Raw genomic sequence first — 20,810 nt, forward strand, 5'->3', positions numbered from 1 at the left:
TATTTCGGGCTATTTTGTAGACTTCTCAGAAGTGTACTTTGTAAATAAAAGTTCCTGCTTTTTAACCTTCAAAATAATCTCAGATAAAGTAGCATTTTGTAACTTTTTAATATCACTCTCTTCAATCTGAAAATCAATATTAGTAACATAACGCCCTTTTACTTCGGTATGATGCGATTCAAACTCTAGGGAATCAGAGTCTAAGGACAATTCAAAATTCTTTCCTTTAAATGTAAGCGTAGCGCCATTTTTACATTTAACGTTTAGCGCACCTACAACTATCGTCTGAAAAAAGAAATAGCCGCCCAATTCGTTAAGTCCAGAAAAAAGAACGTTACTTTCAGAAACACCATAAGCTTCATGTTCTACAGAAGCAATAATAGCATCAATAGTATCTTCGGTAGTTTCAGTTTTATTAAATAGTTTAGAAAGTGAAAAACCCATAAAATTAAATTTTGGCAAAACTACACAAAAAATTCTGTTGAGATCAGGGATAAAATTTGTCACTTCAAGTGAGCTTTTCAACTGAAATGAGAAAAATTTGTATCGAGAAGCAGGATCTTTACTATAAAAAGTTCTCGATATCTAACCGAACATGCTCAAGTACAATAGTAATACCTTAAAACTAGCCATACTAATTGCACATTACATCCGCACACCGAGAACAAAACCATTCAGCACAGCAATAAATAGACAAGGTAAAATACATACAAAATTAATATATATGCCAAGTATATGCCGACTTTATGTCGTGTATAAGCCATATTATATGTGGTATTTACTTAGTCTAAGAGTTATAAAAATGCTATATAGATTCATAGATTTCAAGAAAAAACACTTCAATACACAAGCTTCTCTCTTCCAACTTAACTTTGTATCTTTGCAGCCTTAAACAAAAGAAAAAACAATGCAAGACGGATTATACGCAAAATTCAACACTTCAAAAGGTGAAATCTTAGTCAATTTAGAATTCGAAAAAACACCAGGTACGGTAGGTAACTTTGTAGCTTTGGCAGAAGGTAACTTAGAAAACTCTGCAAAACCTCAAGGTACACCTTACTATGATGGTTTAAACTTTCATAGAGTTATACCAGATTTTATGATTCAGGGTGGTTGCCCACAAGGAACAGGAACAGGAAATCCTGGTTATAAATTTGATGACGAAATTCATCCAGATTTAAAACACGATGCACCTGGTAAACTATCAATGGCAAATGCTGGTCCTGGTACCAACGGTAGCCAGTTTTTTATCACGCATGTAGAAACTCCTTGGTTAGATGGTAAGCATACTGTTTTTGGCAACGTAGTAGAAGGTCAAGACGTTGTCGATGCTGTAGCGCAAGGTGATAAAATTGAAAGCTTAGAGATTGTAAGAGTAGGCGATGCCGCTAAAGAGTTTAACGCTATTGAAGCGTTTAGAACTTTCGAAGGTGAGCGCGAAAAGCGTATTGCTGCAGAGCGTGAAGCTGCAAGAGCAGAGTTAGATAAATTAGCTGCAGGTTTTGAAGAAACAGCTTCAGGATTGCGTTATAAGATTATTCAAAAAGGTAATGGTAAAAAAGCTGAAAAGGGCAATATGGTATCTGTACACTACAAAGGTCAGTTAGCAGATGGTACTGTGTTCGATTCTTCATACAAGAGAAATTCTCCTCTAGATTTCCAAGTTGGTGTAGGTCAGGTAATTCCTGGTTGGGACGAAGGGATCTGTTTACTCAATGTAGGAGATAAAGCGCGTTTGGTAATTCCTAGCGACTTAGGTTATGGTGCTGCAGGTGCAGGAGGTGTAATTCCACCAAACGCTACTTTGGTTTTTGATGTGGAATTAATGGATACGAAATAAGACGTATTTTCTAATTTTAAATAATTAAAAGTCTCACTTAAATGGTGGGACTTTTTTATAAATGTGTTTCTATTTCAGCATTAATTTTTTTAATCCATTCATCGTTTTCTACTACAAGTTGACCATGTTGAGTTTCTGAGTCGTATTGACTTTGTACTTCTCTACATTTTGCCCATAGATTTTGATAAATATCAAAATAAGAATCAAAATTTGCATCTTTCTGGGCAATTAGTTTTTTGAACTCTTTGTTGATTTTTAAAGCATATAAGCCTGCAATATCAAAATGCAACTGCTCATGTTTTAATAAATAATCGCTTTCTCTGTAGACCCAAGAGTGATTGGTGTAAAAATTCGCAACAACATGAAGACTTTCATAATTCTGAATGTTATTATTTTCATCAACATTTACTTCAGTAGGTAAAATATCTATTTTGTAGGATGTTTGTGCATAAGCTAGGACATCGGTATTTGGGGAACCATTAAAATCTACCCACTTTAGTTTTACATCTTTCTTCCATGGAATTACTGTTTTTATAGTCAAGCTGTCCTGAGCTAAGCTAAATTGTAATGTAAAAATAATGAGTATATGTAGAGTTGATTTCATAAAGTTTAATTAAAAAATATTTCAAGATAATTAAATTTTAGAAAGATAAGTGTAATTAACCTTATCTTCGCTAGAGCTTAAATTTTATTAATGACAAACTACGATTATATCATTTTAGGTGCGGGTGCCTCTGGTCTTATGCTGGCATACCGCATGGCATTAGATGATTTTTTTAATGATAAATCGATTTTAATTATTGATAAAGAAAAGCAAAAAGGTAATGATAGAACTTGGTGCTTTTGGGAAAATGGTGAAGGTGAGTGGGATGACATGCTAACTAAAACCTGGTCTAAAATCTATTTTGGAAGTGATAGTTATAAAGGCGACATAGAAATATTACCATATCAATATAAAATGATAAGAAGTGAAGATTTTTATGATTCACTTTGGCAAAAAATTGAAGAAAAAGCCAACATTACTTTCCTTAATGCTGAGGTTGTTAATTTCACTGAACTTAATGATTATGTGCAAATTATAACCAATAACGGAAGCTACGTAGCTTCTAAACTTTATAATAGCATACATGACGCCAATCTGTATGTTAATCAAAAAAAGTATCCTGTGCTACAGCAACATTTTGTAGGCTGGTTTATAAAAACTGAAGACGCAGTTTTTGATGACACTATGGCAACTTTTATGGATTTTACAGTGCCGCAAAACGGTAATACACGTTTTATGTACGTGTTACCTATAGATAAAAAAACAGCATTATTTGAGTATACGTTATTTTCTAAAGATTTATTGCAACTTAATGAATACGAAACTGCTATAATTGATTGTTTAAAGAAAAATAACATTACTGATTATAAAATTGTAGAAAAAGAAAAGGGATCTATCCCAATGACATCTTTTGAGTTTGCTAAGTTAAACTCTAAACATATACTCAATATTGGCACGGCTGGTGGTTGGACTAAAGCTAGCACTGGATACACTTTTAGAAATACAACCAAAAAAACTAAAGCATTAGTTGATTTTTTAAAAACTGAAAATGATTTGAGTAAGTTTCAAAAAAAATCAAAATTTTGGTTTTATGATTTGCTCTTTTTAGATGTGTTGGCCAATCACAATAGTGAAGGTGCAGCCTTGTTTGCTTCTATGTTTAAAAAAGCAGATCTAAAAACGATCTTTAAATTTCTAGATGAAGAATCTACCTTCCTAGAAGATCTTAAAGTAATTTTATCTGTTCCGCCAAAACGATTTATTCAATCTCTTTTAAAGCGTTTGTTTTAACTACCAGAATAGACTTGTCCTCTATGTGGTTTTAGCGCATCTCTAATTGGTTTCATTTCTGACTCATCAACCACTATAAATGCTATATGATGCATTTCGCTTATAATTTCAACACCAGTTATAATAATATCTAAGTTATTCATCATAATATACTCTTTAAGGTGTATCAAATGATGCTCGGCAGTTTTTTTACTTGCAGGACCTCTAAAATCCCATATCAATTTTAATTTACGCATTAGAAACTGAAGTACCTTTTTCGGTAAAGTTTTTAAAGTTGGTCATGTATTTTTTAGTTTGTTTCTTAAAAGCGCCTGGCATTAAGAAGAGCATAGCATTCATCATAAAGTTAGTTGGTTGAAACTCATTTTTGCTAATCCACTTTGTGTGGCCTTCAGGTGTACCTTCAAAGTAATTTTGCTGAATATTTCTAACTCCTTTGGTGGTATATGTAGCATGAAATTCATTTGGGAAATCTTGTTTTGTAATAGTTTCAATGAGTTCCATTTTACGCTTTCCAAAATCGTAGTTTAATTTCATTTTGGCACCAAATTTACCTGGTGTTCCAGAAATATGTTCGGTGCTAATCAAACCTTCTTGCCAATGTTTCATATTCTCGGCAGAGTCCATTTTTTTGACTACTTCCTCTAAAGGTTTTTCAATGATAATTTCAGTTGTATATTTCATCTAGAAATTTAAAATGAATTTAAAGATAGATAAAAGCAGTAATACTAAGTTTAATTTATCGACGTTTCTACCTATTTACAAGATATAATTAACTTTTTTCAAACAGGTGATATTAAATAAATTAAGATATTGCTATAACTTGTAAAATAAGCGATTTATGTTATTTTTGCTCAACCTCTAAATTGAGGCATTTATAGAATGTAAATGTGAAAATTTAACGAAGAAAATTTAATAAACATGAAACCTAGATTTAAATGCTTGCTCTTAGTTTTACTAGCACTAAATGTATCGTTTGCTCAAGAAAAAGATGAAGTGTTACTAAAAGTAGATGGTGAACCTGTGATGACTTCAGAATTTTTAAGAGTTTACAATAAGAATTTAGATTTAGTAAAAGATGAAAGTCAAAAAGATGTTGATGGCTATTTAACGTTGTTTACTGAGTACCAACTAAAGCTCAAAGAAGCAAAACGTCTTAAACTAGATGAGGATACCAAGTATCAACGAGAGTTTTTGAGGTACAAGAAACAATTGACCAAAAATTATCTTTCTGAGAATAAAGTTACAGATGCTTTAGTAAAAGAAGCATACGAGCGTAATAGTTTTGATGTTAATGCATCTCATGTATTGGTACGATTAGATGGCAATGCAAAAGATACGTTAGGTGCCTACAATCAGGTTTTAAAGTTAAGAGAGCGTGTGCTAAAAGAAGGTTTTGATGCTGTAAAAGCCGATGTGCATAACGGACAAACCATCTTTCTCGAGGATTTGGGTTACTTCTCTGCATTTAAAATGGTTTACGATTTTGAAACAGCAGCTTATAATACTCCGATAGGAGAAATCTCAATGCCTTTTAGAACACAGTTTGGTTATCATGTTGTAAAGGTTAATGATAAGCGTCCTTCAAGAGGAACTATTACTGCAGCTCATATAATGATTGCCTTACAGCAAAAAGATTCGCTTTTAGACCCAGAAGAGCGCATTAATGATATTTATAAAAAATTGCAGCAAGGCGAAAAGTTTGAGTCTTTGGCGAAGCAATTCTCAGATGATAAAAGTTCTGCAAGAAATGGTGGTAAGTTATCTCCTTTTAAAAGCGGTCAGTTAAGTTCAACAATTTTTGAAGATGAGGCTTTTGCTTTACCGAACGATGGTGATGTTAGTAAGCCTTTTAAATCAGAATATGGTTGGCACATAGTAAAGCGTATAGAACATAAGCCAATCCAATCTTTTGAAGAACTAAAACCAGCAATAGAGTCGAAGGTGAAAAGAGATTCTAGATCTCAGCTTATTAATGAATCAATGGTAGATGAGTTAAAGAAACGCTATCAAATTTCATACAATCCTGAAGCTAAAAAATATTTTGAAGCACTTTTAGACGGTAATTATTTTACACGCTCTTGGAGATTGCCAGAGGAATTTGAAACTGATAAGACAGTCTTTACAATTGGTAACCGATCATTTACGTATAATGAGTTTGGTCGTCACCTCATGTCTGCTCAGCAAGCTTACGCTAATAAAAAGGGTGATTTTTCTGTAATTATAGATAAAGAATTTGATAAATTTTTTGAAACTTCAATCCTTCAATACAGAGAAGATAATCTAGAGCTAGAAAATAAAGACTTTGCAAATATTCTAAAAGAATATAGAGATGGATTATTGTTGTTTGATTTAATGGAAAAAGAAATCTGGAACAAAGCATCAAAAGATTCTGTTGGTTTAGAAGCGTATTATCAAAAGCACAAAGCTAAATACCAATGGGATGAAAGAGTTGAGGTGGTAATAGCAACTGCTGCGAACGAGGACGTTGCTAAAAAAGCATTAAAGATGATGAAAAAAGGGAAGTCTGAGGAAGCTATTAGAAAAGCTTTAGATACAGATTCTCAGAAAAATATCATATTCACTAAAGGTGTTTTTAATACAAACGATCCAAAGCTTCCGGCTAATCTTAAGGTGGAACAAGGTGTTTCCGAAATATATGAGCATAATGACGCGTTTCATGTTATAGATATTAAGTCTGTATTACCAGCAGGAAATAAAACGCTAGATGAAGCTATGGGTAATGTTATTAACGATTATCAGGCAGAAATTGAGGCTAATTGGATTAATGGTCTTCATGAGCGTTTTAAAGTTGAGGTTAACGAAAAGGCTCTAGAAAGAGTAAAAGCAAAAATTAATAATCAATAAATTTTCTTGAAAAAAACGTTCTTTATATTAACTGTTTGTTTGTTTTCTTTCAGCTGTGATTTTTTTAAAAAGGCAGATGATAGAGAACCTATTGCAAGAGTTAATGAGACGTATTTGTACAAAGAAGATATTGAAGATCTAGTTCCTGAAGGTACCAGTAAGGAAGATAGTTTAGTCATCGTTAACGGTTATATAAATCGTTGGGCAAGACAGCTGTTGTTAATGGATGGAGCATTGCTGAATCTATCTGAAGAAAAACAAAATGAGTTTTCCAAACTAGTAAATCAGTACAAAAGTGATTTATATACTAAAGCCTATTTAGAAGCTTTGGTGAAAAAGAATATAGACACTTTAGTTAATGCCGATGAAGCAGAGGTTTTTTATGAAGCTAATAAGGAGTCGTTCAAGCTTAATGATGATTTACTACAATTACGATATATTAGTCTTCCGCTCAATCCAATAGATTTAGATACGATTAAGAAAAGGTTCAGACGATATGAAGCTAAGGATAAACGTTACTTAGATTCAATATCTATGCAGTTTAAGTCGTTTTCTCTCAATGACTCTATTTGGGTTAAATTTAGTCAAGTAGTAGACAAAGTTCCTGTAGTAACTCAAGAAAGTAAAGATCAACTGTTAAAAAAATCTAATTTCTTACAGCTCAAAGATTCAATAAACCTATATTTGATGCACGTTAGTGACATACGCCTGCAGAATGATTATGCACCATTAGAGTACGTAAACAAATCAATAAAACAAATTGTAATTAATAAGCGTAAACTAGAGCTTATTAAACAACTAGAAAATGATATTTCAAAAGATGCAATTAAGAATAATAAATTTCAAATCTATAACTAAGGCTATAAGTCTTTGTTGTTTTCTGTGCTTTGGCACTATTGGTGCGCAAGAGATAATTCCTGATGAGGTTGAGACTGTTAAGGAAAAAGCACAAGACTCGGTAGTTAATACTACTAGAATAAAAGCAGATGGTGTAGCCGCTGTTGTTGGTGATTTTGTCGTTTTAGAATCTGACTTAGATCGTGAAATCGCTCAGCTAGAAGCACAAGGAGCCGACTTAAGTGGTGTAACGCGTTGCGAACTTTTTGGTCTACTTTTAGAGAAAAAGTTATACGCGCACCAAGCTATTCAAGATAGCATTATGGTCAATGGGTTGTATATCAAATCGCTTGTCGATCAGCAGATAGAGGGTATTCTAGCGCAATCTAGACAAGATATGGATTGGTTAATAAAATACTACAAAAAAGACTCTGAACAGGCTTTAAGAGATGAGATGTATGAGATTAACAAAAATGGTTATCTCGAACAAGAAATGCGAAAAAAAGTTATTGGTGAAGTTGAGGTAACACCAGAAGAAGTTAGAACGTTTTTTAATGAAATCCCAAAAGATGAAAGACCAACTTTTGGTACAGAGTTAAAAGTGGCTCAAATTGTTGTAGTACCAGAAGTAACCGAAGAAGCTAAACAAGCTGTAATAGATAGGCTAAAAGGATTTAAAAAAGATGTAGAAGAAAATGGTGCTAAGTTTGCCACCAAAGCACTTTTTTATTCGGAGGACTCTGGGTCTAAAAACAATGGTGGTTTATTGCCAGCTATGAATAGAAAACAACCTAGAATGGTAAAAGAATTTAGAGATGTCGCCTTTAATCTTCAAGAAGGTGAAATCTCTGAGCCATTTGAAACGGATTTTGGATTCCACATTATTTATTTAGAAAAAATTAGAGGTCAGGAATATCAGGTTAGACATATCTTATTGCGACCAGAGTTAACACCTGAAACTGTTGAGAAAGCGCAAGAAAAAATTGAGAAGGTTAGAGATTTAATTGTTAGTGGTAAACTGTCTTTTGCAGATGCGGCTTTAGAATTTAGCGACGAAGAGGAAACAAAATACGAAGGAGGTCGATTGACAAATCCTACTACTCAAGATTTTAATTTTGAGTTGACAAAAATGGATACAGAAATGTACACCCAAATACAAGGTCTAAAAGATGGTGAGGTTAGTGAAGTGATTCAAGACGAAGACCGTATAAATAATATTAAGTTCAAAATAATGACTGTAACTGACCGTATAGACGATCACGAGGCAGACTTTGCGAGAGATTATTTGAAGATTAAAGAATTAGCACTTCAGGATAAACAAGTACGAGCAATCGAAAAGTGGCAGAAAGAAGTCATTGAACAAACCTATGTAAAGATTAACGGAGAATATAGAGACTGTGAGTATCAGAGTAATTGGTTAAAAATTCAATAGTATATGTCTGATGTTGCTGTAATCGAAAACTTCGTGAATAAATACAAATCATTAAAGCAGGAAATAGCTAAAGTGATTATTGGCCAAGAAGATGTTGTAGACCAAATTTTAATATCTATTTTCTCTGGTGGACATTCATTATTAATAGGTGTGCCTGGTTTGGCAAAAACCTTAATGGTTAATACCATTGCACAAGCACTTGGTTTAGATTTTAAACGTATTCAGTTTACACCAGATTTAATGCCTAGTGATATACTTGGTAGTGAAATTCTAGATGAAGATCGACGTTTTAAATTCATTAAAGGACCAATTTTTGCTAATATTATTTTAGCAGACGAGATTAACAGAACACCACCAAAAACGCAAGCTGCACTTTTAGAGGCTATGCAAGAGCGTGCTGTAACTGTTGCTGGTCATCAATACAAGTTAAGCTTACCTTACTTTGTGTTAGCAACACAAAATCCAATAGAGCAAGAAGGTACGTATCCTTTGCCAGAAGCACAGTTAGACCGTTTTATGTTTGCAATCAGATTACAGTATCCTTCTTTTAAAGAAGAAGTTGAGGTCGTAAAAGCAACAACTACAGATGTGCAAACTACCGTTAATGCTTTGTTTTCTGCTCAGGAAATCATAGATTTTCAAAACGTAATACGTCGTATTCCTGTAGCTGATAACGTTATTGAATACGCTGTTTCCTTAGTGGCAAAGACAAGGCCAAATGAAAATACAGCTGCAAATATCGTAAAAGAGTTTGTGGATTGGGGAGCAGGTCCTCGTGCATCTCAAAATTTAATTCTAGCAGCTAAAACGCATGCAGCTACTAAAGGGAAGTTTTCACCAGATATTGAAGACATTCAAGCTGTGGCCATTGGTATTTTAAGACATAGAATTATTAAAAACTACAAAGCAGAAGCAGAGGGTGTAAGTGATGAAAAAATCATAGAGAGCCTTTTTTAATAATCAATTCAGCTAAGAAAAAACTAATTCTAGCAATTGTAGTTTTTCCTCGGTTTAATTATCACTATAATAGTTGTCTTGTTTAAAACACAACATCGACTATACGGAAGTGAAATTTTAGTACAAGGAATCTTATTGAAGTCATTTAAATTTTATTTTTATAATCACCTTAATAAAGATTTATAAATCTAAGTCTTAAATTCAGAATTATTCTAAATAAGTTTAATTGTTAATTTTTTAAATAATTAGTAATTAATATGTTAATATTTTAATTAATACATATAAAAAACGACTTTATGTGATTTATTTTCAGTGTTTTGAGGTTTTCTTTACATATTTTCAAAAACCACTACTATTTTGTAATTTTGTGACACTTAAATTAAAATAATAATCAACCTTTAAATATACTTTATGGCTTTTGACATTGATATGATAAAAAAGGTTTATGCTAACATGACAGATCGCGTAGATGCGGCTAGAGAGATTGTTGGAAAACCATTAACACTTTCAGAAAAAATATTATACGCTCATCTTTGGGATGGTAAACCTACAAAAGCGTTCACTAGAGGTAAGGACTATGTAGATTTTGCTCCAGATAGAGTAGCTTGTCAAGATGCAACTGCACAAATGGCGTTACTTCAATTTATGCAAGCAGGTAAGCCAAAAGTTGCTGTTCCAACGACTGTACATTGCGACCACTTAATTCAAGCTAAAGATGGTGCAGCTACAGACTTAAAACACGCAAATGATACTAGTAGTGAAGTATTTAATTTCTTAGAATCTGTATCTAATAAATATGGAATTGGCTTTTGGAAACCAGGAGCAGGTATCATCCATCAAGTAGTATTAGAAAATTACGCTTTTCCAGGTGGTATGATGATTGGTACAGACTCGCATACTGTTAATGCAGGTGGTTTAGGTATGGTTGCTATTGGTGTTGGTGGTGCAGATGCTGTAGATGTTATGGCTGGCATGGCTTGGGAGCTTAAGTTTCCAAAATTAATAGGTGTAAGATTAACAGGAAAACTTTCAGGTTGGACAGCGCCAAAAGATGTTATCTTAAAAGTTGCTGAGATTTTAACAGTTAAAGGAGGAACTGGTGCAATCGTTGAATATTTCGGCCCAGGTGCATTATCTATGTCGTGTACAGGTAAAGGAACTATTTGTAACATGGGTGCAGAGATAGGTGCTACTACATCTACTTTTGGATATGATGATTCTATGGAGCGTTACTTACGTGCCACAGATAGAGAAGATGTAGCTGACGAAGCTAATAAGATTAAAGATTATCTTACTGCAGATGCTGAAGTATATGCAAATCCTGAGCAGTATTTTGACCAAGTTATAGATATTAACCTTTCAGAGTTAGGGCCTTTGTTAAATGGTCCGTTCACACCAGACTTATCTACCGAAGTAGGTAAGGATATGACCAAGAAGGCTACTGAGAATGAATGGCCGATGCAAGTTGAATGGGGACTCATAGGTTCTTGTACTAACTCATCATATGAAGATTTGTCTAGAGCATCTTCTATTGCACAACAAGCTTTAGACAAAGGTCTTAAAACAAAAGCAGAGTTTGGTATTAATCCAGGGTCTGAACAAGTGCGCTACACTGCTGAGCGTGATGGAATTCTTGAAGTCTTTGAAAAATTAGACGCTAAGATCTTTACAAACGCTTGTGGCCCTTGTATTGGGCAGTGGGCTAGGTATAGCGATCCTAAGAATGCACCCAAAAATAGTATTGTACATTCATTTAATAGAAACTTTGCAAAGCGTGCAGATGGTAATCCAAATACACACGCTTTTGTAGCATCACCAGAAATTACAGCTGCTATTGCTATTGCTGGTCGATTAGATTTCAATCCTATGACTGATACTTTGATCAATGAGAATGGTGAAGAAGTGATGTTAGATGAACCAACAGGGTGGGAATTACCACCTAAAGGTTTTGATGTAAAAGAAAACGGATACTTAGCGCCTGTTGCAGATGGTAGCGGAGTAGAAGTTACTGTGAAGTCAGATTCAGAAAGATTACAATTATTAACACCTTTTGAGCCTATAGGTGATTCTATAACAGGTGCCAAATTATTGATTAAGGCATTTGGTAAATGTACTACAGACCATATTTCTATGGCAGGTCCATGGTTACGTTTTAGAGGGCATTTAGATAACATTGCTAATAATACTTTAATTGGAGCTGTAAATGCCTTTAACAAAAAAACTAACTTTGTTAAGAATCAATTGACAGGTGAGTTTGGTGGAGTTCCTGACACACAACGAGAATACAAGAAGAATGGTATTTGGTCTGTGGTTGTAGGAGACCATAATTACGGTGAGGGATCTTCTAGAGAGCATGCTGCGATGCAACCTAGACATTTAGGTGTTGCCGCTGTAATTGTAAAGTCTTTTGCTCGTATCCACGAAACAAACCTTAAGAAGCAAGGTATGTTAGGTCTTACTTTTGCTAATGAGTCAGACTACGATTTAATTCAAGAGGATGATACATTTAACTTCTTAGATTTAAATGAGTTTGCACCAGATAAGCAATTACACGTAGAGGTTGTACATGCAGATGGTTCTAAAGATGTAATTGCTTTAAACCATACCTATAATGATGCGCAGATTGAATGGTATAAAGAAGGTTCTGCTCTTAATTTAATTAAAAAACAAAACGCTTAACTAAGTTAAGTTTAATTGATAAATTAAAAACTCTCAGTTATTTGCTGAGAGTTTTTTTGTTTTACAATGAAAGGTTTAAAAAAAATGATCGACTTTAACTTTAACTCAATTAAATCTTTCTTTAGTCATGAATTCTATTTGGATCCTTGAAGATGTAAATTTATTTAATTTACTCTGCCCTCATAAGTTTAAAAAATATAAGTCATGTCACGATTTTGATGCCTATAAAAAGAGTGATTACATTTATTTTGAAGACGATGCAGCAAACAAAGTTTATCTTATAGAGAAGGGTAAAGTTAAGATTGGATATTACAACGAAGATGGTACTGAGGTTGTAAAGGCAATTTTAAGAAAGGGTGAGTTGTTTGGTGAAAAAGCCATTTTAGGAGAGGAAAAAAGAGATGAGTTTGCACAATCCTTAGACAATAATACGTCTATCTGTCCTGTAGGTGTTGACACCATGCACGATTTAATGCGAGATAATAAAACTTTCAGCTTGAGAGTCTATAAATTTATAGGCTTTAAATTTAAAAAACTAGAACGAAGACTTCAATTGTTATTATTTAAAGATTCAAAAACAAGATTACTAGAATTCTTAAACGAACTATGTACAGATTATGGTTACGGTTGTGAAAAAACAGGTGATCATATTATAAACCATCCATATACACAGAAAGATATAGCCTCATTAATAGGTATTTCTCGTCCGACATTAAATATTTTAATGAACGAACTTAAAGAAGCAGATGTTATTGATTTTAACCGCCGACAAATTAGAATTTTCAGTACTTCAGCTTAACTTTGATGATGATGAAAAAGCATTTTAAAAAAAGCAATATTGTCTTTATAATAGTAATCTTGCTACTGATAATTCCACAAACAAGACAGCTTATTCAAGTTTGGTTACACAGAGGGTTAAGTTATATTAATCAATCAACGATTATAGATAATGACCAAAGAGTTAAAGTGACCTATAATAAATGGAAATTACAATCTGATAATAATACAATCCTCGATTTTCGATCTACAAAAGGAGACGTCGTGTTTATTAATTTTTGGGCAACATGGTGTCCGCCATGTATAGCCGAGATGCCAAGTCTTCAAGCGTTATATGACGATTATAATAATAAAGTAGAATTCCTTTTTGTAACGAATGATAAAATTAATGTTGTTAACAATTTTAAGTCAAAAAATGGATTCAACTTCAAAGTTTACAACCCTATTAATGAGGTGCCAGATGTATTAGCGACAAATTCAATTCCTCGTACGTTTATAATTAACAAAAACCATGAAATTGTAGTAGATGAATCCGGTGCCTTAGATTGGAATAGTGAAAAAATTAGACAATTACTCGATGATTTATTAATTGAATAATTATTGCACTATCTTTGATTTTCGTTTTTAATTGGCTGAATTAAAATATTTATTAATTGTCTCAAATCACTACATTAACGTTTTTTAGATACAACACCATTGCTAGTAAAATATGGGCTTTTGGTATGATGCAGTTTGCACATAATCCATTGTCAAAAATTAAAGGTCAGGTTTTATATAAATTAATGGGAAGTGGAAAGAATGGATTTAGTCCATCACCAGATTGGTCTGTATATGCGTTGTTGCAAGTATGGGATAATGAAGCATCAGCTGATGCTTTTTATAAACATTCAGAACTAAATAAACGTTTTAAAAGTAAATCCAAGGAACACATTATTTTTTATTTAAAACACATAAAATCTCACGGTGCTTGGTCTGGTAAGAATCCGTTTGTAAAAAGTGACACCCTTAATGAGAATAATCCTCTAATTGCCGTGATTACAAGAGCTACAATAAAGAAGCGCCATTTGCTAAAATTTTGGCGGTATGTACCCACATCTCAGAAGCCTCTTAGTGATAATAGAGGTCTCATTTATGCTAAAGGAATCGGTGAAGTACCTTTTCTTCAGATGGCTACATTTAGTATTTGGAAATCAAAAGATGATTTGACGACTTATGCTTACGGAAGTGAGGAACACAAAAAAGCAGTCATGGACACAAAAAAAATACAGTGGTATAAAGAAGAACTTTTTTCAAGATTTCAGCCTTATAAATCTTATGGTAGTTGGTCTGGCATAGATGGACTAGAGTTTTAAAAAATAAAAATAAGCAAACAAGAAAAACACCAGTTGCGCTAAGTAGAGATGTAATGAGAACAACTTATTGCCTTTTATTTTTAAAACTCTTAATATAATTTGTAATAAGAGCCCAAGAAAAAACCAAGTTAGATAATTATTCAAATGTGGCATTCCACCTTCAAAATGCCAAAAATCGAACGTTGGTGCATTAAATTCCATAAGATAATCCAAAAATACCATTAAAACAGCTGCTGTAATAACCTTAGCAACGACGTGCCATTTTGTATAGTCAGTTATGGCAGCAGTTATAAAAGTCAGTAGAGCCCAATAGGCACCAATTAAATATGGAACTCCGTCTAATTTAGGTCCAAAGTTCTCACCATAATAATAGGAACCAAATAGTAATTGATAATTGACACCTAACCATTCTGCAAACATACCGGCAATCATAAAAGCGATAAATGCAAAAGCTTTTTTAGCATCATTTACAGGGTAAACTAAAAGAAATAAAATAAGAGATACACTTAAGTTAAGTGGTGTTTTTTGAATAAACCAATCGTTATAACCTAAACCAATTCCAATTATTGCCGAAGCATGAAATAACCACACCAAAAATATACTAAGCTTTAATTTATTTTTAAATAGTAAATTATTCATTAGATGCTTCCGGAATTAAATCAGCTACAATTTTAGCAGAAAGTAGACAAAGAGGAATGCCACCACCAGGATGGACGGAACCACCACAAAAGAATAGATTTTTGATTCTATTCGAAAAATTTGGATGACGTAAAAAAGCAGCAAATTTGTTGTTGCTTGCAGTCCCGTAAAGGGAGCCTCTATAAGAACTAGTTGCTTTCTCAATACCTACGGGATCAAGTATATGTTCAGTGGTAATGAGTGGTGCTATATCTATTTTTAGTATTCGCTTTAATTTTTCTAAAATATTCTTTTTTGAGTTTGCGATTAATTCAGACCAATTTTGTCCATAATCGGCAGGTGCGTTAATCATAACAAACCAATTTTCATGACCTTTTGGTGCATCTAAAGGGTTTTCTTTTGAAGTTATATTAATGTATATCGTAGGGTCGTCAAAAAGTGTCTTTTCGTTAAAAAGTGCATTGAATTCAGACTGGTAATCATTGCTAAAAAAAATATTGTGAAGATCTAACTTTTTAAATTCTCTACTTATGCCCCAGTAAAAGATAAGGGCAGAACTAGACCGTTCTTGTTTTAGTACTTTCTTTGGCTCTCGCTGGTGCGATAATAAGTTTTTAAACGTTGGGTAGACATCTGAGTTTGATACTACAATATCACTCAAATATTTTTGTTTCTGGGTCTCAATGCCAATCGCTTTTGAGTTTTTAACAATAATGTTTTTAACATTTTCATTAAACTTAAATTGAATACCTACACGCAGCGCAAGTTCATATAAACTTTTACTTATCTCGTGCATACCACCGACCGGAAAGAAAGTGCCCATTCCCATTTCTAAATGAGGAATCATAGACATAATTCCTGGTGTTTTATAAGGTGACGAACCATTATATGTAGCATATCTGTTAAATAATTGAACGAGTTTATCGTTTGTAAAATATTTTTTGTTCGTATTATTTAGGGTAGTATTAATGTCTAAGATCCCTAAATTAATTAATGCCTTTAAAGTTTTAGTAGTTAAGTAAGTATTTAATCGATGCAAAGATTTCTCTAAAAACAATTCAGCGGTAAGGTCATATTTTTTTTTACTGGCATCGATATAATTGGTTATGTTTTGTTGGGGCTCATCAAATACTTTAGATGCCTCATTAATAAATGTATCTTTATCTGCATTAGCTTCAAAACTAGTGCCATCTTCCCAGTAATAATTGCAGATGTTATCTTTTTGGTAGTAATTAAAATAATCAGTGCTAGTTTGTCCGTGCAGAGCAAATAGTTCGGTAACAAGGTGTGGCATGGTGAACAAGGATGGACCAAGGTCAAAGCGATAAGAGTCTTTGTTTATACTATGTAGCTTGCCTCCGAAGTATGGATTTTTCTCAAAAACACTTACTTGGTAACCCTTTTTTTGTAACCTTAGCGCTACAGCAATACCTGCTATACCAGCTCCAATAACCGTAGCTTTTGGCATTTCTAATTCTTGAAATATTTAAATGGTACTATAAGCATTCCAAAGTTTTCACCATCTTTTTTACCTAAGTGCTTGTGGTGTATTTTATGAGCTCTTCTTATGCCACGCGCATATTTATTATCTATGTTTCTTAGCCACTTAAATCGCTGATGAATAAAGATATCATGAACGATGAAATATGCAATACCATACATTAATATACCGAGCCCTATTGGTAATGTAAACCATATGCCTTTTGCACTCCAAAAGTAAAAGCAAGACATACTAACAACTGCGTAAAAAATAAAGAAAGCATCGTTACGCTCAAACCAACTGTCGTGATCTTTATGATGATGATCTTTGTGTAAACTCCATAAGAATCCGTGCATAATATATTTATGAGTAAACCATGCATTGAATTCCATTATAAAAAATGTTCCTAAAAAGATTAGTATCCAATAAAAAGTTTGCATTTTTTATGTTTTAAATTACAATAAATTTAATTGATATTTTACGTAACTACGGGTTAATAACTCTATTTTTTTATAATTAGGAACTCGTATTCTTGTTGATTTAATCTCTAAAGCAGGTGTGTTTTTAAGTTTTTGCAATAGCTTGTTGTAATAACGGTAAGCCATAAACACACCAAAACGAGCTTCTAGAGGTAGGCGTTTTATACCTTGTAAACCTTTAGAAAAGTCATTTTCTATATCGTCTATAATAGCTTTTTTAGATGCTTCATCTAGATGGTTTAAATCGGTGTTTGGGAAGTATGTTCGGCTCAAGTCTTCAAAATCTGCTTTTAAATCTCTTAAGAAATTAACCTTTTGAAACGCCGAACCTAAGCTCATAGCAGAATCCTTTAAATCTTCATATTTTTCATTATCACCTTTAACAAAAACTTTCAAACACATTAACCCTACAACATCTGCAGAACCATAAATGTAGGCTTTGTATTCTTTCTCAGTTAGATAGTCTTTTTTATGTAAATCTAATCGCATACTACTCATAAAAGCATCTACTAACTTCTTGTCAATATTATATTTATGGTAGGTCTCTTGAAATGAGTTTAAGATAGGGTTTAAGCTAATTTTATCAGATAAGGCAGCTTCTAAATCAGCTTCAAAATTATTAAAGAGTTTTTCTTTATCATAATCATGGAATGAGTCTACAATTTCATCAGCAAAACGGACAAACCCATAGATGTTATAGATATCTTGTCTTATACTGTCAGATAGCATTTTTGTCGCCATAGAGAACGACGTGCTGTAAGCATTGGTAACTAGCTTGCTGCAGCTTTTAGAAACGTTGTCAAAAATTGATTTCATGATAATAATGTCTTTTTCTTAGCGGTTAAATTTCATTTTTTTGGATTAGTTCTGAAACTAATTTTCCCGATATTAGAGATGGCGGTACACCTGGACCAGGTACAGTTAGTTGTCCTGTAAAGTACAATCCATCTACTTTTTTGCTTTTTAACTTTGGTCTTAAAAATGCAGTTTGTCTTAAGGTATTTGCCATACCGTAGGCATTACCTTTATATGAGTTATATTCTCGGATAAAGTCCTTTACACAAAACGATTCTTTAAACAAGATATTCTTTTTTACTTTTTGAAGTGTTAGGTTTTCAAACCGATTTATGATTATATCAAAATACTGTGCTCTTAATTCTGGTGTATCCTCTAGTCCTGGGGCAATTGGTATAAGAAAAAAACCTGTCTCACAACCATTAGGAGCCATACTTTTATCAGTAACTGAAGGGAAGTTAACATAAAATAATGGATTTTCAGGCCATTTGGGGTCATCATAAATATCCTCTGCATGATTTTCAAAATTAGTGTCAAAGAATAAATTATGATGTTCGATGTCTTTTAACTTTTTATCAAAACCTACGTAAAAGAGCAACGAAGAGGGAGCGAAAGTGCGTTTATCCCAGTAGTTCTCGGAGTATTGCCTGTAGGTTTTATCTAATAAAGTCTCGGAATGATGATAATCAGCACCACTTAATACAATGTCTGAAGCGATAAAGTTGCCATTAACTGTTATTCCTTTAGTTTTTCCGTCTTCAACATTTATCTTTTCAATAGTACTATTTGTATTTATTTTAACTCCTAAACTTTCAGCTAGGCTTTTCATAGCTTTAATAATCTGGTACATACCACCTCTAGGGTGCCAAGTACCCAAACCAAAATCTGCAAAATTCATGAAACTGTAAAACGAAGGAGTCTGACTAGGTTTTGCACCTAAAAACAGAACAGGAAATTCTAATGTAGAAATGAGTTTTGGATTTTTAAAGTTTTTCCTAACCTCTGAGCTTATTGTTTTAAAAAAACGATCAACTCTTGTTACAGTATCTTTAGTTACCAATTCAAATGGTGAAATACCTGGTTTTAAAACCACCTTGTTAATTGCAATATTGTAATGGTCTTGTGCTTGAGCAATAAATTTCCGAAGAGGTTTAGAACTCCCAGATTCTATACGCTCAAATTCTTCACAGATTTGATCCATATGATCGCCTATTGTGATGACTTCATCCGAAAAGAAAATCTTATAAGCTGGACTTAATTTATCAAGCACATAATAATCGGTTGTGCTTTTGCCAAAATCGTTAAAAAACTTTTCAAAAATGTCTGGCATCCAATACCAACTAGGTCCAATGTCGAAAGTAAAACCATCCTTGATGAGTTGCCTTGCTCTTCCGCCTACGGTATCATTCTTCTCAAAAACAGATACATTGTAACCAGCTTTTGCTAAATAGCATGAAGCTGATAGCGATGAAAAACCTGAACCTATTATAGATATTGTTTTGCTCATTACTTGAGGTTTTTTGTTAGGGATTTGATACTTTTAAATGCTGATACGCCATTAGGTAGCTTATTTATGTCTAAGGCGTTCAGCATTTGACCTAAAATCCAAAGTTTTGTATTGGAGTTTTTAATCAATAATTTGTCAAAATCCTCTATGTATTGCTCTATATCATTTTTTTCAGGTTTTACGGTGAAATATGAAATATAAATGAGCTCATCATAATAATTTTTGAGGTCAGCTAAGCTTTGTAACGGCACACTCATACCTAATAAAATAGATTGGTAACCTTTATTGACCAGCTGGTGATTAATAAATAGGAGACCCAATTCATGGATTTCATTTTCCGGTAAGTACAGCACAAATGTTTTATTAGACTTATTGACTTGTTTGGATTGGGCTTTTTCTGTATTTATTAATATTTTTTGACGTATCAATGACGTTAAAAAATGCTCGTGAGCTGGTGTAATTGTATCAGTTTGCCATAATAAGCCTATTTCGGTTAGCAGAGGAATAAAAATATCATAGAAAACTGTTTCAAAATCTTTTTCGGTTAAAAGTGAATTGTAAGTTTTATAAAATAGTGCCTGATCAAAATTTAACATAGAAAGCTTAAATGCATTGATGGCATGGCTTTCTAAATTATTCTCTGCAGCAATTTCTCTTACTAATACAGGAATCTGTTCTTCTGCAAGTGTTGCAATTTTAGAAATTTTGAAACCGTTGTTATTTAGATAACTTACATTTAATAATTTTTGAAAGCTGGCCAAATCGTAATACCTTATATTAGTATCAGTACGTTTTGGTTGTAACAAATTGTAGCGCTTTTCCCATATTCTGATTGTGTGCGCTTTTATTCCTGTAAGATTTTCTAAGTCTTTAATACTGAATTGACTTTTAATATTGTTCATTTTTTGATAAAAATGTTTAAACAAAAATAACATTTAAACTGATAGTTTAATCAGAATTAACATAAATTAAGTAAAAAATTGTTGTTAATAGTTAGCTTGCTAAAAAAACAGTTAACAAATTGTAAGAATAAAGAGAAGTTGTGCGCACGAGAAGATTCGAACTTCCACGACCTAAACGGTCACTGGCCCCTCAAGCCAGCGCGTCTACCAATTCCGCCACGTGCGCAATAAAAATTGTAAAGAGTTACCTCTTTGGCTAAGCTAACTGATTCAAAAAGATAAACATTAATTACTAAAAAACTCTATTATCGAGTAAAAAAAAAGTTAAGCATTATTGCTTAACTTTTGTGACCGGGCTGGGGCTCGAACCCAGGACCCTCTCCTTAAAAGGGAGATGCTCTACCAACTGAGCTACCCGGTCATTAAGATGTT

Annotated in this window: 20 protein-coding genes and 2 tRNA genes; 10 read left to right on the forward strand and 12 right to left on the reverse strand. The window is 33.1% G+C overall.

What is annotated here, in order from left to right; all coding sequences use genetic code 11:
• Positions 1-9: 9 nt before the first annotated feature.
• Positions 10-444 carry a hypothetical protein gene (locus FC091_RS13000; RefSeq protein ID WP_138434694.1) on the reverse strand — a complete coding sequence of 145 codons (435 nt, stop codon included), beginning with the start codon at positions 442-444 and terminating at the stop codon, positions 10-12.
• 463 nt (positions 445-907) lie between these two features.
• Here FC091_RS13000 and FC091_RS13005 point away from each other — a divergent pair, with 463 nt between their 5' ends.
• Complete coding sequence (locus FC091_RS13005) at positions 908-1,840, forward strand: peptidylprolyl isomerase (protein WP_138434695.1); 933 nt, start codon at positions 908-910, stop codon at positions 1,838-1,840.
• A gap of 55 nt (positions 1,841-1,895) precedes the next feature.
• On the opposite strand, the gene FC091_RS13010 is transcribed toward FC091_RS13005, so the two are convergent.
• Positions 1,896-2,444, reverse strand: a complete 549-nt coding sequence (locus FC091_RS13010; protein WP_138434696.1) for a DUF922 domain-containing protein — start codon at positions 2,442-2,444, stop codon at positions 1,896-1,898.
• Between the two features lie 90 nt (positions 2,445-2,534).
• Between FC091_RS13010 and FC091_RS13015 the strand changes: the two genes are divergently transcribed.
• Positions 2,535-3,674 (forward strand): lycopene cyclase family protein, encoded by a 1,140-nt coding sequence (locus FC091_RS13015; protein ID WP_138434697.1) that lies wholly within the window; start codon positions 2,535-2,537, stop codon positions 3,672-3,674.
• On the opposite strand, the gene FC091_RS13020 is transcribed toward FC091_RS13015, so the two are convergent.
• Positions 3,671-3,910 (reverse strand): hypothetical protein, encoded by a 240-nt coding sequence (locus FC091_RS13020; protein WP_138434698.1) that lies wholly within the window; start codon positions 3,908-3,910, stop codon positions 3,671-3,673. The two genes, FC091_RS13015 and FC091_RS13020, sit on opposite strands and share 4 nt — an antisense overlap.
• On the reverse strand, positions 3,903-4,358 hold the full coding sequence (locus FC091_RS13025; protein WP_138434699.1) for an SRPBCC family protein: 456 nt from the start codon (positions 4,356-4,358) through the stop codon (positions 3,903-3,905). The genes FC091_RS13020 and FC091_RS13025 overlap by 8 nt, the downstream gene beginning before the upstream one ends.
• Positions 4,359-4,595: 237 nt before the next feature.
• Here FC091_RS13025 and FC091_RS13030 point away from each other — a divergent pair, with 237 nt between their 5' ends.
• The 8 genes from FC091_RS13030 (at position 4,596) to FC091_RS13065 (ending at position 14,576) form a co-directional block, all read left to right on the forward strand.
• A complete protein-coding gene (locus FC091_RS13030; protein ID WP_138434700.1) occupies positions 4,596-6,542 on the forward strand; it encodes a peptidylprolyl isomerase in 1,947 nt (648 codons plus the stop codon).
• Positions 6,543-6,581: 39 nt separating this feature from the next.
• On the forward strand, positions 6,582-7,400 hold the full coding sequence (locus FC091_RS13035; RefSeq protein WP_138434701.1) for a peptidyl-prolyl cis-trans isomerase: 819 nt from the start codon (positions 6,582-6,584) through the stop codon (positions 7,398-7,400).
• Positions 7,363-8,811, forward strand: a complete 1,449-nt coding sequence (locus FC091_RS13040; protein WP_246035921.1) for a peptidylprolyl isomerase — start codon at positions 7,363-7,365, stop codon at positions 8,809-8,811. The genes FC091_RS13035 and FC091_RS13040 overlap by 38 nt, the downstream gene beginning before the upstream one ends.
• A 3-nt stretch (positions 8,812-8,814) precedes the next feature.
• The gene (locus FC091_RS13045) at positions 8,815-9,768 is read left to right on the forward strand and encodes an AAA family ATPase (RefSeq protein WP_138434703.1); all 954 of its coding nucleotides are present in this window, start codon (positions 8,815-8,817) and stop codon (positions 9,766-9,768) included.
• A 411-nt stretch (positions 9,769-10,179) separates the two neighbouring features.
• Complete coding sequence (locus tag FC091_RS13050) at positions 10,180-12,447, forward strand: aconitate hydratase (protein WP_138434704.1); 2,268 nt, start codon at positions 10,180-10,182, stop codon at positions 12,445-12,447.
• A 127-nt stretch (positions 12,448-12,574) separates the two neighbouring features.
• Positions 12,575-13,246, forward strand: a complete 672-nt coding sequence (locus FC091_RS13055) for a Crp/Fnr family transcriptional regulator (RefSeq protein ID WP_138434705.1) — start codon at positions 12,575-12,577, stop codon at positions 13,244-13,246.
• Positions 13,247-13,257: 11 nt separating this feature from the next.
• Positions 13,258-13,821: a TlpA family protein disulfide reductase gene (locus FC091_RS13060; protein ID WP_246035923.1), complete on the forward strand. Its 564-nt coding sequence runs from the start codon at positions 13,258-13,260 to the stop codon at positions 13,819-13,821.
• 56 nt (positions 13,822-13,877) lie between these two features.
• Entirely contained in the window at positions 13,878-14,576 is a 699-nt protein-coding gene (locus FC091_RS13065) for a DUF3291 domain-containing protein (RefSeq protein WP_138434707.1), read from the forward strand.
• Here FC091_RS13065 and FC091_RS13070 read toward each other — a convergent pair.
• The 8 genes from FC091_RS13070 to FC091_RS13105 all read right to left on the reverse strand — a co-directional run bounded on the left by FC091_RS13070 (position 14,565) and on the right by FC091_RS13105 (position 20,799).
• Entirely contained in the window at positions 14,565-15,215 is a 651-nt protein-coding gene (locus FC091_RS13070) for a carotenoid biosynthesis protein (RefSeq protein ID WP_138434708.1), read from the reverse strand. The two genes, FC091_RS13065 and FC091_RS13070, sit on opposite strands and share 12 nt — an antisense overlap.
• The gene (gene crtD / locus FC091_RS13075) at positions 15,208-16,683 is read right to left on the reverse strand and encodes a 1-hydroxycarotenoid 3,4-desaturase CrtD (RefSeq protein WP_138434709.1); all 1,476 of its coding nucleotides are present in this window, start codon (positions 16,681-16,683) and stop codon (positions 15,208-15,210) included. The genes FC091_RS13070 and crtD overlap by 8 nt, the downstream gene beginning before the upstream one ends.
• Before the next feature lie 2 nt (positions 16,684-16,685).
• Positions 16,686-17,135 carry a sterol desaturase family protein gene (locus tag FC091_RS13080; protein WP_138434710.1) on the reverse strand — a complete coding sequence of 150 codons (450 nt, stop codon included), beginning with the start codon at positions 17,133-17,135 and terminating at the stop codon, positions 16,686-16,688.
• Positions 17,136-17,150: 15 nt separating this feature from the next.
• Positions 17,151-17,990: a phytoene/squalene synthase family protein gene (locus FC091_RS13085; RefSeq protein ID WP_138434711.1), complete on the reverse strand. Its 840-nt coding sequence runs from the start codon at positions 17,988-17,990 to the stop codon at positions 17,151-17,153.
• A gap of 25 nt (positions 17,991-18,015) precedes the next feature.
• A complete protein-coding gene (locus FC091_RS13090) occupies positions 18,016-19,476 on the reverse strand; it encodes a phytoene desaturase family protein (protein WP_138434712.1) in 1,461 nt (486 codons plus the stop codon).
• The gene (locus tag FC091_RS13095) at positions 19,476-20,378 is read right to left on the reverse strand and encodes a MerR family transcriptional regulator (protein ID WP_138434713.1); all 903 of its coding nucleotides are present in this window, start codon (positions 20,376-20,378) and stop codon (positions 19,476-19,478) included. Before FC091_RS13095 ends, FC091_RS13090 begins: the two co-directional genes overlap by 1 nt.
• Positions 20,379-20,519: 141 nt before the next feature.
• A tRNA-Leu gene (locus FC091_RS13100) sits at positions 20,520-20,604 on the reverse strand.
• 122 nt (positions 20,605-20,726) lie between these two features.
• Positions 20,727-20,799: transfer RNA gene (locus FC091_RS13105), tRNA-Lys, on the reverse strand.
• Positions 20,800-20,810 lie beyond the last annotated feature (11 nt).

It is taken from the genome of Winogradskyella algicola, from assembly GCF_005869935.1.
In the GTDB taxonomy this organism is placed as follows: Bacteria; Bacteroidota; Bacteroidia; order Flavobacteriales; family Flavobacteriaceae; genus Winogradskyella; species Winogradskyella algicola.

What these genes read in the sequence shown, in the direction of transcription:
- FC091_RS13050 (WP_138434704.1), top strand. Translation starts at nt 10,180, where the DNA reads ATGGCTTTTGACATTGATATGATAAAAAAGGTTTATGCTAACATGACA.
- FC091_RS13090 (WP_138434712.1), bottom strand. Translation starts at nt 19,476, where the DNA reads ATGAGCAAAACAATATCTATAATAGGTTCAGGTTTTTCATCGCTATCA.
- FC091_RS13070 (WP_138434708.1), bottom strand. Translation starts at nt 15,215, where the DNA reads ATGAATAATTTACTATTTAAAAATAAATTAAAGCTTAGTATATTTTTG.
- FC091_RS13020 (WP_138434698.1), bottom strand. Translation starts at nt 3,910, where the DNA reads ATGCGTAAATTAAAATTGATATGGGATTTTAGAGGTCCTGCAAGTAAA.
- FC091_RS13045 (WP_138434703.1), top strand. Translation starts at nt 8,815, where the DNA reads ATGTCTGATGTTGCTGTAATCGAAAACTTCGTGAATAAATACAAATCA.
- FC091_RS13005 (WP_138434695.1), top strand. Translation starts at nt 908, where the DNA reads ATGCAAGACGGATTATACGCAAAATTCAACACTTCAAAAGGTGAAATC.
- FC091_RS13015 (WP_138434697.1), top strand. Translation starts at nt 2,535, where the DNA reads ATGACAAACTACGATTATATCATTTTAGGTGCGGGTGCCTCTGGTCTT.
- FC091_RS13085 (WP_138434711.1), bottom strand. Translation starts at nt 17,990, where the DNA reads ATGAAATCAATTTTTGACAACGTTTCTAAAAGCTGCAGCAAGCTAGTT.
- FC091_RS13095 (WP_138434713.1), bottom strand. Translation starts at nt 20,378, where the DNA reads ATGAACAATATTAAAAGTCAATTCAGTATTAAAGACTTAGAAAATCTT.
- crtD (WP_138434709.1), bottom strand. Translation starts at nt 16,683, where the DNA reads ATGCCAAAAGCTACGGTTATTGGAGCTGGTATAGCAGGTATTGCTGTA.
- FC091_RS13030 (WP_138434700.1), top strand. Translation starts at nt 4,596, where the DNA reads ATGAAACCTAGATTTAAATGCTTGCTCTTAGTTTTACTAGCACTAAAT.
- FC091_RS13000 (WP_138434694.1), bottom strand. Translation starts at nt 444, where the DNA reads ATGGGTTTTTCACTTTCTAAACTATTTAATAAAACTGAAACTACCGAA.
- FC091_RS13080 (WP_138434710.1), bottom strand. Translation starts at nt 17,135, where the DNA reads ATGCAAACTTTTTATTGGATACTAATCTTTTTAGGAACATTTTTTATA.
- FC091_RS13055 (WP_138434705.1), top strand. Translation starts at nt 12,575, where the DNA reads ATGAATTCTATTTGGATCCTTGAAGATGTAAATTTATTTAATTTACTC.
- FC091_RS13060 (WP_246035923.1), top strand. Translation starts at nt 13,258, where the DNA reads ATGAAAAAGCATTTTAAAAAAAGCAATATTGTCTTTATAATAGTAATC.
- FC091_RS13025 (WP_138434699.1), bottom strand. Translation starts at nt 4,358, where the DNA reads ATGAAATATACAACTGAAATTATCATTGAAAAACCTTTAGAGGAAGTA.
- FC091_RS13010 (WP_138434696.1), bottom strand. Translation starts at nt 2,444, where the DNA reads ATGAAATCAACTCTACATATACTCATTATTTTTACATTACAATTTAGC.
- FC091_RS13040 (WP_246035921.1), top strand. Translation starts at nt 7,363, where the DNA reads ATGCAATTAAGAATAATAAATTTCAAATCTATAACTAAGGCTATAAGT.